The sequence below is a fragment of the Halomonas sp. AOP22-C1-8 genome, assembly GCF_052378905.1.
GTDB lineage: Bacteria > Pseudomonadota > Gammaproteobacteria > Pseudomonadales > Halomonadaceae > Vreelandella > Vreelandella citrativorans.
On the sequence record NZ_JBQSYD010000047.1, the window covers coordinates 1 to 13,377 of the forward strand.

A 13,377-nucleotide genomic window follows, 5' to 3' on the forward strand; every position below is an offset into this window, starting at 1 on the left:
AGGCTTGAAAAACCCCATTTTCAGCGGGCCTGACAGCCTCTCGAGCCCTCCCCATCGCCACCAGGTAGTATCTGTCACCGTTTTCGGGAAGCAGGCAGCCCCACCCTGCTTGAGCTAGGTAGTATCTGTCACCGATTTACCCTCGGACTGATAGACTAGGCTTGCAAAACCCCATTTTCAGCGGGCCTGACAGCCTCTCGAGCCCTCCCCATCGCCACTGGGTAGTATCTGTCACCGTTTTGCCCTCACGCCCGGTGACTCCGGCTCACTGCAAAGAATTCGCCACACAACTTCCCGATACTTTTGTGGTGTGTTAGAAATAGAGTGCACCTCTTGATGAGGGGTATAGAGGTATCGGCCTCTCAAAATAACCGATCCTTCACTCTAAATTCGTCGCAGCAGCTGCTGTCGACTTTCATAAATCGGCCTGCCATGCAGCGCCTTCACGCTTGTCGCATATCCTGATGTGGCATAACCAGCTCCTGTGCAACCATCTGATGATCCGCTGCTAACTCATAGCTACCAGCCGTCGATGTACACGACTCTAGTTATCCCTTTCTCTCAGCCATTTTATTGTCATTGTCATTGGCTATTTATCGCCAGCTGAAGTGAAAGACCTGCTTGAGATCGCTACAACATTGCCTGCCTTTGCGACTAAGTAGCTGCCGTCATTAGCGCGCCGTCTCTGTGTCGCGTAGCGCACAGAGACGGCGCCCGGCGCCGACGAGTCCGCCCGGCTCGAGAGCCCGCGTAGCGGGCCGCAGGGCCGGGCGGACTCGCCCGCGGCACCACGCCTGGAGCTACCAATACCCTCACCAAAACCCCTCATGAAGCACTTTGTTCGTGGTCGATGACCACCCGCCTGGCCGGCGGGCACGCGCTCATTCTGCTCACGAGGCGACTACACCACAGTGCTGTACCGGACGGCCGCCACCCGTCCAACGACCCTCCCGCCGAGCTCCGGCTCACCGCGGTCGTGTACAGCTGACCCACAATGATCGCCGTCCAGTAGGCGTTACCTTCTGGCGTTATCGTCGCGTCAAGACGAGCCCCCAAAGGCCCGACCGAGCCAAATTTCGGTTTATCACTTACCACTCGTTAGGCGGGAAAGACGGGGGAAATAAGACATAAAACACAGGAGATCAGGAGTGGGACGCTACGCCAGTTCGAGGAACTATGGGTATGGAAAACAGCTCGCACATGCCGGCAAAACAGCATTGCGCGATCACTACGGCCAGGGACATCACAGTACAGTCGCAACACACTCAGAGCGCTGGACACAGTTCGCCGTATGGGCGCGAGAGCAAGGCGTGCGAGACGTTGCCAAGATCGACAACCAAGAGCTCGCAGCCACCTACGCGCAACATATGCGGGACCAGGTCGAAGCCGGCGAAATCTCAGTCGCAACAGCACAGAACCGCATCAGTAGCGTGAACACTATCTTCGCTGCACTGCGCGGCGATCGTCAGGTCCAGGTCTCACCAAGCGAATATGCCGGATCGCGCAGCGCGGTCCGTACCGAAGCACCGGCCGCCCGGGATATAAGGCGTGTCCAGAGCGCCACCGAGGCCCTGCGCGAGGCCGGACTGCCCCGCGCCGCTGCGGTCCTCGAGCTCGCCAGAACGCTCGGCGTGCGCCGCGAGGAAGCCGTCAAAGCCGATCTCGACCGCTGGTCGCGCGAGGCCGCGCGACACGGCGCAGTCAACGTCCTCGAGGGCACGAAAGGCGGCCGCGACGCGCCTCGCTGGGTGCCGATCGGCGAGGCCCAGCGGCGGGCGCTGGCCAGCGCCGTCGCCGCCCGCCCCGACGGCAGCCACAACCTCATCGCTCCTCACGAGCGCTACGCCCAACTCGCCATCAGCCGCGGCGGCGAGATCGCCCAGGGGCGCGCAATTCTGCAGCAGCACGGCCTGCCCGGCTACCACGACGCCCGCGCCGCTTACGCCTGCCAGCGCTATGAGCAGATCACCGGCTGTCCCGCGCCGGCCGTTGCCGGCTATCGCCAGGCGCCCCGGGACCTGGATCGCCAGGCGCGAACGACGATCTCCGCCGAGCTCGGCCACGGCCGGCTCGATGTGTTGACCGCCTACGTGGGGAGCAGCCGATGACTACCGCTCGCCCTACACAGATCGATGTCCTACTGAGACGCGCCCAGCCCGGCAAGACCAGTAGCGTTCAGGCACATATTCGCCGCGGCCGTCGCATCGCGACACTGATTGAAAAACGCTGGGGGGTCCGCGAACCTTACCAATGGCGCGTAAAACATCTGCAATGGGTGCTCAAAGCTGGTATCGCCGAGCTAGCTCAATCCAGCCAGTACGATTACTGGCGAACGGCTTGTGTACTCGCCGCGGCCCTAGGCCGCTGGCCGGCTTGGGAACCCCATCTGCGCGGCTCCTGGACGCGCCCCAAGCCTCCAGGCCCGTGCCCCGGGGCTCCGGGAGGTCGTCCGCGGAAGCTCGCTCGTTCTCGCTCCTAAAGATCAATATACTGTTGAGTAATCATCGATAAAGGTTTCCCAGATGACGGTCGCGCTGCTGCCACTTGGGATTTTGTTCGCTGCCCTGTTTATATTCGGTAGCGGTCTCGTCTGGGCCCGCCGACGCGACAGACAGGAACAGATCCAAACCATCCTCGAGAAAGTCGAACCCTGGTCCGGCTCGCGAGACGCCGCTGAGGCGTGGTATCGAAACCACTCCATCGCGGCCCTAGGGAATCTAACTGCCGCGGACTTGGTCGCCCAGGGGCGTGCCAACGACGTGCTGACGTACCTCGCCCACATCGAAGAGAATGGGTACGCATAACCCCGACCACAGACTTGCCATGCAGCGACAACCGTAATTGAGCCTCCTATGACACCTTTCAGCTGGATGATCGTGGCCTTCGCTGTGTTCATGGCCGGCGTGTGTCTGTTCACCTACGTGCAGATCGAGCGCAACACCCACCAGACCCGCCAGCGGCGCCTAACTCGCGAGCAAGACGCCCAGGGCCAGCCGACGGCCTGACGCCGACCCACGCCCCCATCAGGCGAGCTCGCCGACCCGCAAACCCCGCTACGGCGGGGTTTTTCGTGTCTGGCCAACGACGACACGCCCTGCTGCCGGAATATTTCGTATAACTTCGTATTTTGTATTGTATTTTGTATTGTATAACATATAATATGAAATACGATATACGATACAGCCGAGAGGAATACGATATGGCACGCACCGGGATCACCTACGAGCAGGTCGCCACCGCCGCCGACGCCCTGGTGGGGCAAGGCGAGAAGCCCAGCATCCAGCGCATCCGCGAGCAGCTGGGCACCGGCAGCCCCAACACCATCCATCGCCACCTCAAGGCGTGGCGGGCCACCCAGGCGCCGGCCGAGCGCCGCGCCGCCCGCCTGCCCGACGAGCTGGCCGCCGCCCTGGCCGAGGAGCTGGAACGTCAGGCCGCCGCGGCGCGTGCTGAGGCCGAGGAGAATGCCCTCGAGGCTCAGCACACCGCCGACGAGCTGGCCGCCACCGGCGAGCAGCTGGAGGAGCAGGTCGAGGAACTGAGTGGCCGGGTGGAGGCCCTGGAGAGCGAGCGCGATCGGGTCACCGGCGAGCGCGACGAGGCGCGCAGCGCCGTGGCCGAGTTCCGCGATCGGGTGAAGGAGCTGGAGGCCCAGCGCGACGAGGCCCGCCAGCAGCTGGCCGAGGCCCGCAACCGCGTGACCACCCTCGAGGAGCAGCGTGACGAGGAGCGGGAAGCGCGCATCGCGGCACAGCGTGAGGCCAAGCAGACCGACCAAGCCCGCATCGAGGCCGAACGCGCCCTGGCCGTGGCCGAGACCCGCACCGAGGCCGCCCAGCAGCAGGCCGAGGAGCGTGCCAAGGCACTCCAGGAGGAGCGGCAGGCTCGCCAGCAGGACGCTCAGGACCACCGTCAGGCCCTGGCCGAACAGCGAGACGAGTACCGCGAGCGCCTAGCCGCCCTAGAAAAGCAGCTCCAGGACGCCCAGAAACGCGCCCAGGAGGCCGAAAAGGGTCAGACCAAGGCCGAGGTACAGGGTGAGGCCCTAGCGGCCCGTATGGAGGCCCTGGAGGATCGCCAACGTAACGACCGGGAGGAGGACCAGCTGTCGCTGGGGGAGTAGGTCAAGCTCTGGTGATGACCCTTAGATGTATGCTTCACGTTCTCTAGTGGACCTCGACTCCAATTTCCTCCCCACAATTTCACCCTAGGTCCACTATAGTGGACCTAGGGGTAATTATCTTTGTCCACTTAATCACATAATGCTTTGATTAATATGTCCTTTTTCTTCACATCATTCCAAGTGGATGTTGACCCCAATTCCCTCCTCCTAAAACGGCACAGTCGTATCATCTAGATACTGATGGGAGATCCCCCCCGCGTACTGCTAAACAACGGGCGCGAAGCGCCCAATGTTCCAGCAGGGCAATGGGGTGGCGACCACTGAGGCTGGATTCTTTAGCGGCCAAGCCTGCTCGCTGGGCAGCGCAGGCGCGAAGCGCCTCGAAGCTGCCCAATTGTTGCGCCTTTGGCGCACCCTCGTTAGGCCCGCGAAGCGGGGGCGAAGGGAGCGGAGCGACCGGAGGGTAGGTGAACGCGCATCTGCGCGTCTTTTCTGTTCCTTTTCCTTTTCCCCTTTTAGGATCCCATAAATCACTGAAAATTAAAATGAATTACCCCTTAGAGGGGGAGGGATTTGGGGTTGTGCAGGGAGGGATTTGGGGTTTGGAGGGGAGGGATTTGGGGTTGCTAGGGGGAGGAAGTTGGGGCATAAAGGGAGAGAATAATATTCTCACCTAACGGGAGCGAGTCGTGCCACAACAGCAAGGAAGCTTACCGGTCTACAAGAGCAACGCCCTCATCGAAGCCTCATACCGGCTTACCCCAGCAGAACAGCGCATCATGCTGGTCTGCATCTCGCAGGTGCGAAGGGATCAACCAATTACCGATGAGGTTCTGTACAGCGTTAGCGCTGACGACATCATAGCGCTGACCGGCAGTGCATCTCATACGGTCTATGACGAACTAGCTAAAGCCGCACTTCGCCTAAAGCGTCGTGAGGTCTGGATCACTGAGCGACCCAACGGGGAAGGAACTCATAAAGAAACGCTAGTCACCGGTTGGGTGCAATCGATTCGTTACCGAAAAGCGGAAGGCAGGGTAGAACTACGCTTCACCAAAGACATGCTGCCCTACTTAACCCAGCTAACGGAACAGTTCACTCGCTATGCGTTAGGCGATGTAGCGAAAATGACTAGTGCTCACGCCATTCGACTCTACGAATTACTATGCCAATGGCGAGACTCAGGCGAGCGTGTCGTAACCATAGAGTGGCTCCGAAAAGCACTCCAATTAAGCGATAAGTACCCTGCCATAAAAGATTTTAAGCGGTGGGTAGTCCAGCCAGCCGTGGAGCAGATCAACGAACACAGTCCATTCTGGGTAGAGTGGCATCAGCGAAAGACCGGGCGACGTGTCAGCCATTTCGTCTTCACGTTCGGAGAGAAGACCGACAAGAAGACGTCAGGTATCACTGACAAGCGGCGTAAGCCAAAACGTACAGCATCTGCGGACCAGGGAAGCCAGGGCGTACTGTTCGGCATTCCCCGCCATCTCATCGAGCAGCAAGCGCGCCCAGGTGAGAGCTATGAGGATGCAGCACTACGTCTCCTCCAGAAGAAACGTGATCAGGCAGTGGAGGCTGAACAAGCCTGACCCGTTCGCGCTTCTCACGAGCTTTACAGTCCTCCGAGGCCATCCCCTTCAATGCTTCATGGGCCAGCATTCACTACCTCCTTCTGCCGCTTTCGACACGGCATAGGGCTCAAGCGCTAAAATAACCAATTTGTTAATGGCCGGGGAGGTTTCACTCCTCAGGCAGGCTTCGTATGTACTCGGTGAGTAGCTCCTTCACCGTCTTACCCTGTCGAGCCGCATAGATCTTCAGCTTGGCATGCTGGTCAGCCGACAGCTCGAAGTTGACCCGCTTCTTAGGCTGCTCATCGCTCAAGCTAGCTAAGGTCGCTGCTTTCCTCTTGTCGCTAGCCTTTACGCTCGGGCGCCCAGCGCTCAGTGTGCCTTTCTTTGAACTCATTTACTCATATCCTCATTAACTGAAAGCTTCAAATGAGTTTTTGTGTAATCTCAGCAGCCAGGGCGCGCACTTCGGCAGCCGCGTCGCCATTGGGCTCGCTATCCAGCACCGTGGTCCCTGTCGCCGCGGTGCCGGGGTAGCTAACCCTCTGGGTAATGCGGGCATCCAGAACGGGCAACTCGTATCCGTTAAGCGCCTCAGCGACCTCGGCACCGATGCGCGTCCCTTTGATAGCCCGCGACACCACGAAGGCCGCCTGAAGGGCTCCGTCCGTCACCTCGATGCGTTGCTTCACCAAATCCACCAGATCTGCCGTAGCCCAGATGTCATAAGGGCTGGGTTGGACAGGAATCAGGACGAAGTCAGCTGCCTTGATGGCAGACACAGCCAAGTCAGCCGCCTGAGGAGCCCCATCGATGACGACGAACTCCTGGCGGGCCACGCTCTTCAAGTCACGCCCTATTGTTGGGCGATCGATCCCCACCACCGTGACGGGCTGATCTTCTCTGACAGCCGCCCAGTCCCTCGCGCTACCTTGAGGATCGGAATCCACCAGTAGCACCTCTTTCCCCTCCAGCTGGAGGGCACGTGCCAGATGGGTCGCGATTGTGGTCTTCCCCGAGCCACCCTTCTGATTGAGTACCGCAATGACGTGCATAGGGCCTCCATAAGTATTTGATTCTCTACTCATAGAATCATAACATCATTTGCGCTTTTGAGTTAACACCGTGAAAAACAAGCCGCCTCGATGGGCGGCCTGTCGATGCCCAGAATAGAAGGCGAATCAGGCAATCTCCGTATGGCGGGGAGGTTTGATCAGGCTCTCTGCTGGGATCCCAAACATTTCGTGTAGCTTCCACACCATGGCCAGAGTCAGGTTGCGCTTGCCGTTGAGAACCTCGTAGACACGATTGCGCTTACCAATAGCCGGCTCCAGATCCTTGGCCGTTAGCCCCTCCTGATCCATGCGGAACCTGATGGCTTCAATGGGATCCGGCAGGTCCACGGGAAATTGCTTCGCTTCGTAGGCCTCGACCAGGGTCAGAAGAATCTCGAAGCGGTCGCCGTCCTCAGTGCCGGGCTCGGGCTCATTGTCGAAGTATGCGGATACTTCACGCAGCACAGCCTGATAGTCGCTCTCGGTGCGAATCGGGCGAATGTTCATAGCCTCACTCCATTTCAACTGTCTCGGCATCCACCTTGTCATACTCGGCGTGGGTACCGACGAATTTGATATAGACCGCGCCAAACCGGTAAGCAACGCTCACAATGAGCCGGTAGTCGTTGCCCTTGATGTCAAATACGACGCGCTTGTTGCCCAGCACGCTGGCCCTTGGGTACCGCTCCTTGATGTCATGTGTACTCTGCCACTGCGAGTGCTTCACTTCATCGACCCAGGCCTCCAGCGGGCCCTTGGCGTCAGGATGCTGCCTCCAGAAATCCCTTAGGGTTTTCGTCGATACGATTCTCATGCAACCTCCTTGATGGAGGCATCGTGTCCCAAATTGGGACTACTGTCAAACCCTATAGTTCCCTCCTCCCTGCATCCTCAGAGAGAACGATGCGGAGGCCCCGCCAGAGCTGGCGACTAAGCCCTGTGGCGCCTGGCATGCAAGAGGGATGGCAGATACCGCCGGAGAGTGCCCAATGCACAAACACTCAAATAAGTTTCAACTCAAAAACTCATTTGAGCATATGAGAAAAGCTTCTCGGCCACGATCACACCTCCTCTATCTCACGATGGTTTACCACTTTACTCAGCCCTTCCCTTTCCAATGAGGCATTCAGGGTCACCCGGCTAACGCCGAAATGCTTAGCTACCTCGGTCTTGGTGATCTCAGGATCAGCCAGCATTGCCACTGCCTTGCGCACGTCTGCCGCTGACATGACAGGACGGCGACCTCCCTTACGACCGCGGGCACGCGCCGCGGCCAGGCCCGCCAAGGTGCGTTCGCGGATCAGGCTGTGCTCAAACTCCGCCAGGGCGCCGAAGATGTGGAACACCAGCTTGCCCCCGGCACTGGTGGTATCGATCGCCTCGGTCAGCGATCGGAAGCCCACTCCACGCTCGTTCAGTTCGTGGATCAGCTCCACCAGATCCTTGAGCGAGCGGGCCAAACGGTCGAGCTTCCACACCACCAGGGTGTCGCCGTCGCGCAGCGTCCTCAGGCAGGCCTGCAACTCGGGACGCTCCCGATTGGTACCGGTGACACACTCCTCGAAGACCTGCTCGCAGCCGGCCTCTTGAAGTGCGTCACGCTGCAACTGGGGATTCTGGTCCTGTGTGCTGACCCGTGCGTAGCCGATGATCATGCGCCCTCCTCGCCATGGCGATTTATAAGAAAACAAACCTTGGTTTTCTTTACGTCATGATCGCATACCAGGAGCGACGTCAGAACTAGGTGCCGAGACAGGTTCCTCCCGCTTGCTTGCCCTAACGGGAGCACTGATACATACCAGGCAGCCCAATATCAGCACGATGCCTGCCCAGCCCATCAGCGGCAGGCGCTCTCCGACGATGACCACCGCCAGTCCTGCCGCCACCACAGGCTCGAACAGGGTGATCGTCGTGGCGGTGCTGGCAGGGATACGCGCCAGGCCGTGCCCGAAGCAGAGGTACCCCAGGAACATAGGCACCAGGGCCATGTAGAGCCCTACCAAGGCATTCACCCATGAGGCCAGCAGCGGCGCCCCCGTGACCAAGAGCACCGGCATCAGCATCAGGCCGCCCATCCCGAAGGTGGCCCCCATGGCGGCTCGGGAAGCGATGCCACGCTGCATGAGGCGGCGTGCCGTCCATGAATACAGCGCATAGGTCAGGCCGGCCAATAGTCCCAACAGCACGCCGGGAATCACGCCCGATGCCGTTCCAGTCGGCACATGGCCGCTTCCTTCGGCCAGACACAGCAACACCATGCCGGCTAGCCCGAGCCCGGCGCCGATCATCCAGCGGCGAGTAAGTCGAAGCCCATCCAGACGAGTCTCGATCAACGCCGAGAGCAGAGGTGCCGAGCCGATAGAGACCACGGTGCCGATGGTGACTCCGGCCAGGCGCATCGAGGCATAGAACGCCAACGGATAGATCGCCACGGCGACGGCGCCCAGCAGCAGGTACCGCCACTGAGCGCGCAGCGCGCTGGTATGGCGACGGATCCTTCCAGCAGAGAGGGCAGCCTGCATCAGGCCACCGCCGCCCATGGCCACGGCACCAATCGCCACGGCGCTGACGTCCGGTGCGAAGGTCGCCGCAGTGCCGGTGGTTCCCCACAGGATGGCGGCCACCAGCACGGCGGCAATACCCAGCAAGCGCTCCTGAGTCGTCCGGCTCATGACGCCTCCAGCATGGCGGCCGCCAGGTCACGCGCCTGGCGCAAACAGTCGCTGCGCCCCTCTAGCCCGGCGCGGGCCATGGCACCTTCAAGCAAGAAGGCCAGGTGGTGTGCTAACTGGGCGGATCGCTGCGGATCAGCACCGAGCATGTCGCCGACATGTTGAGCCAGCAGCGCTTCAACCTGCTCCTTGTGCCCTCTAACTACTGCCCTGCCTGGATCCCCGGCCGGCAACTCGGCCGCGGCATTCAGCAGCCCACAGCCGCGAAAGCCTCGCTCATAGGCATGCTCGGCATGGTCCTCATAGGCCATGAATACAGCCATCACCCTGTCGCGCGGGGTGGTGGCCTGACGTAGGCGCGCTTCATACAACACCAGCCATTCCGCATGGCGCGCCTCTAGATAGGCTGCCACCAGCTCGGCCTTCGAGGAGAAGTTGTTGTAGAGGCTTTTCTTGGCGACACCCGCCCGCTTCACGATGGTGTCGATCCCCGTCGCCGTGATGCCATCGCTGTAGAACAGCGTCGAAGCCGCATCGAGCAGCCGGTCATGGGCGCTCCTGGGCGGCTGAATGGGTGATGTCTTCATGTCGATACCTCAAGGGACGCCGCGAGTAGGTAGACTAGTCTACCTACTCGCGGCGCAAGGTCAAGATGGCTCCCTCAGGCTGAGCAGAAGCTATAAAACACCCCTTTTATGTACGTAGAAATATTTACGCAATTTCTTTACACGAAACCGCCCCTCCAGGGCCTCCTGGAGGGGCGGTCATCGCGCGTAAAGAAAACGACCCATTTTCTACCTTCTGGAACTCATGACCTTGTGTGTAGCACGCCATCGCCCTTTCCTCATCCTATTGCGTTAAATGCCATTCTTAAGCAAGATGGATTTTATGCTTGATAATATTTTTAGACATGTGGAATAGAAATGACGAAAACGGCCTTATTTTTTTCGAGGATCGTAGGCACCACATTTATCACTGCGATGATTGTCGCATTAGCATTACTGCTCATTGATGGAAAAAAAATAAAAGCCGAGATCAATAGAGATCTAGGTGCCAGGTTATGCCCTCCATCACACCCTATTTATGTTGAAATTTATAACTATAGCTTTGAAAAAATAACAGGAGCCAATTTCAGCATGGAGCTAAAAAGTGGAGACGAATCAGGAAATCTTCTTCACCGCCCCAGCAGGATTTTTGATAAGGAAGTCAGCCCTTTCAGTAAGGAATATGACTGCTATTCTGACGAATATATTCATAGGTACATCCCTGAATTCAAGCAATAAGCGCAGCACCTGCGGTATCTAGGGCTCCTGAGTATTCCCCCAGAAACACCTGCGCCGGTGTTCGATAGCCGAGCCGTTTTCGGGGGCGGTCATTCAGCTTCATGACCACTTTGCGCAGCTTGGTATCGGTGACCTGTCGGAAGTCCGTTCCCTTGGGGAAGTACTGCCGTATCAGGCCGTTGGTATTCTCGTTGGTCCCACGCTGCCCGGAGCAGTAGGGGTCGCAGAAGTACGTCGACGCCGTCACCGCCTTGGCCACGGCTTCGTGGCCGGCAAATTCCGAGCCATTGTCCAGAGTAATAGTTTGGACAGCTCCCCGACGAGGCTTCAACAGGCGGATCATGGCCGCTTGTGTCAGCTCCGCCGAGATCTTGGACAGTCGTGCCGCCAGCAGATAGCCGCTGCGACGCTCGACCAGCGTAACCAAGCCCGATTGCTTGTGCCCATGGATCACGGTGTCGCCCTCCCAGTGGCCGATGAAACGCCGGTCATCGACCTCAGCGGGGCGGCGCTCAATCCCTACCCTGTTGGGGATCTTGCCCAGCCCAGCGCTCTTGGCCTGGACGCGGTGCTTGCTGCGACGCTTGGGCTGACGGAGATGCCGCCAGAGATCACCACCCCGTGCCTTGTCATCCCAGATCAAGGAGTAGATCCATTGATGACTGACGCCGACGCCGGCCAATGGCGCTGTGAAGCCACTGATTTGCTGGGGGCTCCACTCCTCACGCAGCCGGCCGACAACGGCGGCAATCATGCTCGGCAGGCGCTTTGTCCACTTCCAGGCGGTACGGCGCCGATGGTCACTGAGAGCCTGAGCCTGCTCGGGATCATAGCCATCGGAGGTCGCGTTGCGGCGCAGCTCACGACTGATCGTGCTGCTGTGGAGGCCCAACTCCCTGCCGATCTGCCGCTGGCTCATGCCCAAGTCATAGCGGGCGTGGATCTGGTATCGTTGGATCTGGGTCAGCTGTCGGTATCCCATGCTCTGCATCACTTTGGTCGGTGAGCCGAGAAGGGTACCGGCGCTGGCCCTCCTGCCTCCACCGTGCTGTCCAAAGTGCTGCGGTTATTCTATGAATCCAGGACGAAAAGGCCCGCCACCGCATCCGCACAGCTAGTTAGGCCGTGGCTAAGGCTGTGTCGGGCTATCCTGTGATGCGATCTGGACAATAAGGACAAAAATTTAGAGGTGGGACCTGAGGAACCACGCCATTTTTTCATGCGTTACCAGCAGGTCTTCGAACAAGCTCGTCGTTCCGATATCATGCTGACGATCCGAGACGTTTCCGTGCTGCTCCCGTAGCTCTCGAATGACTGTTTCATGGTCTTCGAGCAGCTGGCCTAACATACCCTTCGCGTCGGGCAGGTCCTTGTGCTCGTCGAACTCATGAATCCGGGTGTGCTCATGAAAGCCCGCCATACTACCCGTAGAACGCTCTCCGAGCGCGCGAGCACGCTCGGCAATCATATCGATCTCACCGGCTAAGGTGCGATACTGATCTTCCAGAAGAAGGTGAAGGTCCCGGAAGTCGGAAGCTTGGACGTTCCAATGGCAGCATAGTGTCTTTGTATAGAGCACGAACACGTCAGATAGCACGTTGTTGAGTATCTTGGCCGAGTTCTTGCGATGGGCATCGCTGATTCCAATATTTGTCGATGGCATGTCGCTCTCCTTTCCCAGTGCTGGTCGGTTAGTTGCTTGGTAGCGGTAGCGAGCATTTTACAATCGGCTCGGGCTGAAAGCATGTCCGGGGCACGTCCCCCCGCGATACGATAGCACGCAGCCTCCTGAATTCAAAACAGCTGTCGATGTACATGAAAAACCTTACGACTTTAACATTAAAGAAGATATCGAAAATGGAGAAAGTGAATCTTCTAACGCAAGAATCAACTTTTCTGAAGTTATAGGTGAAGCAAATTCGCTAAGAGATCTTATAAAAAGCCACTCAATTAAAGTTACTGAATATTATTACATTAATTAATATCTAAATATTTTTCGCAATCATCCATTTTTCGATGGTGCTGTAGCAGCCAACAATACTGATATCACAACCACTACGACCACCTGGCCAATCAGTATGTTCATAGCAGGTTCAATAGCATGCCAACCGTCGCGGCTTCCCCCCAGCTCCCATACAAACCGATACGCGAAGTCAGTCATGGAGTTTCCTCCTAACCTGACGTGCGTAGGCATATAGATAATCATTCCCACAACGATCAGAGCCGCTGACCGAAGAATTCCCTCACGGCTCACACTCAGCCCCCTACGAACAATTTCTTGATCGTGCTGCTTTCCACGACGAGGGAGAAAGCGCACCACTACCATGCCAACCCGCTCAAAGAGCACAGGCAGTGCTTTCCAGAGGAGCACCCAAACGGCGATCGCACCGATTACCCCCATTACCTTTGTAGCATCCATACACTATCTCGCTCTCCTCAGGACCACCTATCAGCTTCAGAATCTCGCCATTCCCAAACACCAGGTAAGGGTAGGCACCGCAAAGACCCTAAACCTATCCCATATTTTTCAGCAACTAAACAAGATTATGACGCTTACCGTGCCTCATGATGTGTCCTCTGATGACAGCATGCTGTCATCAGTATCTTTCACAGCCTAGGAGCTGCAACCAGGTAGTATCTGTCACCGATTTACCCTCGGACTGATAGACT

General features: G+C 58.4%; 16 protein-coding genes. 6 read left to right on the forward strand and 10 right to left on the reverse strand.

Annotated elements, in window-relative coordinates; translation table 11 throughout:
- Positions 1-1,310: 1,310 nt before the first annotated feature.
- From ACT3TY_RS17330 to ACT3TY_RS17350, 5 genes are all read left to right on the forward strand, one after another.
- The gene (locus ACT3TY_RS17330; RefSeq protein WP_444629019.1) at positions 1,311-2,108 is read left to right on the forward strand and encodes an integrase domain-containing protein; all 798 of its coding nucleotides are present in this window, start codon (positions 1,311-1,313) and stop codon (positions 2,106-2,108) included.
- A 414-nt stretch (positions 2,109-2,522) separates the two neighbouring features.
- The gene (locus tag ACT3TY_RS17335; RefSeq protein ID WP_444629020.1) at positions 2,523-2,804 is read left to right on the forward strand and encodes a hypothetical protein; all 282 of its coding nucleotides are present in this window, start codon (positions 2,523-2,525) and stop codon (positions 2,802-2,804) included.
- A 48-nt stretch (positions 2,805-2,852) separates the two neighbouring features.
- Positions 2,853-3,005 carry a hypothetical protein gene (locus tag ACT3TY_RS17340; protein ID WP_444629021.1) on the forward strand — a complete coding sequence of 51 codons (153 nt, stop codon included), beginning with the start codon at positions 2,853-2,855 and terminating at the stop codon, positions 3,003-3,005.
- Between the two features lie 194 nt (positions 3,006-3,199).
- Positions 3,200-4,123, forward strand: coding sequence for a DNA-binding protein (locus ACT3TY_RS17345; RefSeq protein WP_444629022.1), 924 nt, complete (start codon positions 3,200-3,202; stop codon positions 4,121-4,123).
- A 689-nt stretch (positions 4,124-4,812) separates the two neighbouring features.
- On the forward strand, positions 4,813-5,715 hold the full coding sequence (locus ACT3TY_RS17350) for a replication initiation protein (RefSeq protein ID WP_444629023.1): 903 nt from the start codon (positions 4,813-4,815) through the stop codon (positions 5,713-5,715).
- A gap of 151 nt (positions 5,716-5,866) precedes the next feature.
- Here ACT3TY_RS17350 and ACT3TY_RS17355 read toward each other — a convergent pair whose 3' ends face one another.
- From ACT3TY_RS17355 to ACT3TY_RS17385, 7 genes are all read right to left on the reverse strand, one after another.
- Positions 5,867-6,094, reverse strand: a complete 228-nt coding sequence (locus ACT3TY_RS17355) for a hypothetical protein (RefSeq protein ID WP_444629024.1) — start codon at positions 6,092-6,094, stop codon at positions 5,867-5,869.
- Positions 6,095-6,122: 28 nt separating this feature from the next.
- On the reverse strand, positions 6,123-6,752 hold the full coding sequence (parA, locus tag ACT3TY_RS17360; RefSeq protein ID WP_444629025.1) for a ParA family partition ATPase: 630 nt from the start codon (positions 6,750-6,752) through the stop codon (positions 6,123-6,125).
- 126 nt (positions 6,753-6,878) lie between these two features.
- Positions 6,879-7,259: a helix-turn-helix domain-containing protein gene (locus tag ACT3TY_RS17365; RefSeq protein ID WP_309725517.1), complete on the reverse strand. Its 381-nt coding sequence runs from the start codon at positions 7,257-7,259 to the stop codon at positions 6,879-6,881.
- 4 nt (positions 7,260-7,263) lie between these two features.
- Positions 7,264-7,566: a type II toxin-antitoxin system HigB family toxin gene (locus tag ACT3TY_RS17370; RefSeq protein WP_213573536.1), complete on the reverse strand. Its 303-nt coding sequence runs from the start codon at positions 7,564-7,566 to the stop codon at positions 7,264-7,266.
- Between the two features lie 247 nt (positions 7,567-7,813).
- The gene (locus ACT3TY_RS17375; RefSeq protein ID WP_444629026.1) at positions 7,814-8,407 is read right to left on the reverse strand and encodes a recombinase family protein; all 594 of its coding nucleotides are present in this window, start codon (positions 8,405-8,407) and stop codon (positions 7,814-7,816) included.
- Between the two features lie 54 nt (positions 8,408-8,461).
- The gene (locus tag ACT3TY_RS17380; RefSeq protein ID WP_444629027.1) at positions 8,462-9,424 is read right to left on the reverse strand and encodes a DMT family transporter; all 963 of its coding nucleotides are present in this window, start codon (positions 9,422-9,424) and stop codon (positions 8,462-8,464) included.
- On the reverse strand, positions 9,421-10,011 hold the full coding sequence (locus ACT3TY_RS17385) for a TetR/AcrR family transcriptional regulator (protein WP_444629028.1): 591 nt from the start codon (positions 10,009-10,011) through the stop codon (positions 9,421-9,423). The genes ACT3TY_RS17380 and ACT3TY_RS17385 overlap by 4 nt, the downstream gene beginning before the upstream one ends.
- Before the next feature lie 336 nt (positions 10,012-10,347).
- On the opposite strand from ACT3TY_RS17385, the gene ACT3TY_RS17390 reads away from it, so the two are divergent.
- On the forward strand, positions 10,348-10,707 hold the full coding sequence (locus tag ACT3TY_RS17390; protein WP_444629029.1) for a hypothetical protein: 360 nt from the start codon (positions 10,348-10,350) through the stop codon (positions 10,705-10,707).
- On the opposite strand, the gene ACT3TY_RS17395 is transcribed toward ACT3TY_RS17390, so the two are convergent.
- The 3 genes from ACT3TY_RS17395 to ACT3TY_RS17405 form a co-directional block, all read right to left on the reverse strand.
- Positions 10,697-11,689 carry an IS30 family transposase gene (locus tag ACT3TY_RS17395; protein ID WP_082021262.1) on the reverse strand — a complete coding sequence of 331 codons (993 nt, stop codon included), beginning with the start codon at positions 11,687-11,689 and terminating at the stop codon, positions 10,697-10,699. The two genes, ACT3TY_RS17390 and ACT3TY_RS17395, sit on opposite strands and share 11 nt — an antisense overlap.
- A gap of 201 nt (positions 11,690-11,890) precedes the next feature.
- The gene (locus ACT3TY_RS17400) at positions 11,891-12,370 is read right to left on the reverse strand and encodes a Dps family protein (RefSeq protein ID WP_125749534.1); all 480 of its coding nucleotides are present in this window, start codon (positions 12,368-12,370) and stop codon (positions 11,891-11,893) included.
- A gap of 339 nt (positions 12,371-12,709) precedes the next feature.
- Complete coding sequence (locus ACT3TY_RS17405; protein ID WP_444629030.1) at positions 12,710-13,126, reverse strand: hypothetical protein; 417 nt, start codon at positions 13,124-13,126, stop codon at positions 12,710-12,712.
- Between the last annotated feature and the right edge of the window lie 251 nt (positions 13,127-13,377).

What these genes read in the sequence shown, in the direction of transcription:
- ACT3TY_RS17335 (WP_444629020.1), top strand. Translation starts at nt 2,523, where the DNA reads ATGACGGTCGCGCTGCTGCCACTTGGGATTTTGTTCGCTGCCCTGTTT.
- ACT3TY_RS17340 (WP_444629021.1), top strand. Translation starts at nt 2,853, where the DNA reads ATGACACCTTTCAGCTGGATGATCGTGGCCTTCGCTGTGTTCATGGCC.
- ACT3TY_RS17345 (WP_444629022.1), top strand. Translation starts at nt 3,200, where the DNA reads ATGGCACGCACCGGGATCACCTACGAGCAGGTCGCCACCGCCGCCGAC.
- ACT3TY_RS17355 (WP_444629024.1), bottom strand. Translation starts at nt 6,094, where the DNA reads ATGAGTTCAAAGAAAGGCACACTGAGCGCTGGGCGCCCGAGCGTAAAG.
- parA (WP_444629025.1), bottom strand. Translation starts at nt 6,752, where the DNA reads ATGCACGTCATTGCGGTACTCAATCAGAAGGGTGGCTCGGGGAAGACC.
- ACT3TY_RS17365 (WP_309725517.1), bottom strand. Translation starts at nt 7,259, where the DNA reads ATGAACATTCGCCCGATTCGCACCGAGAGCGACTATCAGGCTGTGCTG.
- ACT3TY_RS17370 (WP_213573536.1), bottom strand. Translation starts at nt 7,566, where the DNA reads ATGAGAATCGTATCGACGAAAACCCTAAGGGATTTCTGGAGGCAGCAT.
- ACT3TY_RS17375 (WP_444629026.1), bottom strand. Translation starts at nt 8,407, where the DNA reads ATGATCATCGGCTACGCACGGGTCAGCACACAGGACCAGAATCCCCAG.
- ACT3TY_RS17380 (WP_444629027.1), bottom strand. Translation starts at nt 9,424, where the DNA reads ATGAGCCGGACGACTCAGGAGCGCTTGCTGGGTATTGCCGCCGTGCTG.
- ACT3TY_RS17385 (WP_444629028.1), bottom strand. Translation starts at nt 10,011, where the DNA reads ATGAAGACATCACCCATTCAGCCGCCCAGGAGCGCCCATGACCGGCTG.
- ACT3TY_RS17390 (WP_444629029.1), top strand. Translation starts at nt 10,348, where the DNA reads ATGACGAAAACGGCCTTATTTTTTTCGAGGATCGTAGGCACCACATTT.
- ACT3TY_RS17395 (WP_082021262.1), bottom strand. Translation starts at nt 11,689, where the DNA reads ATGGGATACCGACAGCTGACCCAGATCCAACGATACCAGATCCACGCC.
- ACT3TY_RS17400 (WP_125749534.1), bottom strand. Translation starts at nt 12,370, where the DNA reads ATGCCATCGACAAATATTGGAATCAGCGATGCCCATCGCAAGAACTCG.
- ACT3TY_RS17405 (WP_444629030.1), bottom strand. Translation starts at nt 13,126, where the DNA reads ATGGATGCTACAAAGGTAATGGGGGTAATCGGTGCGATCGCCGTTTGG.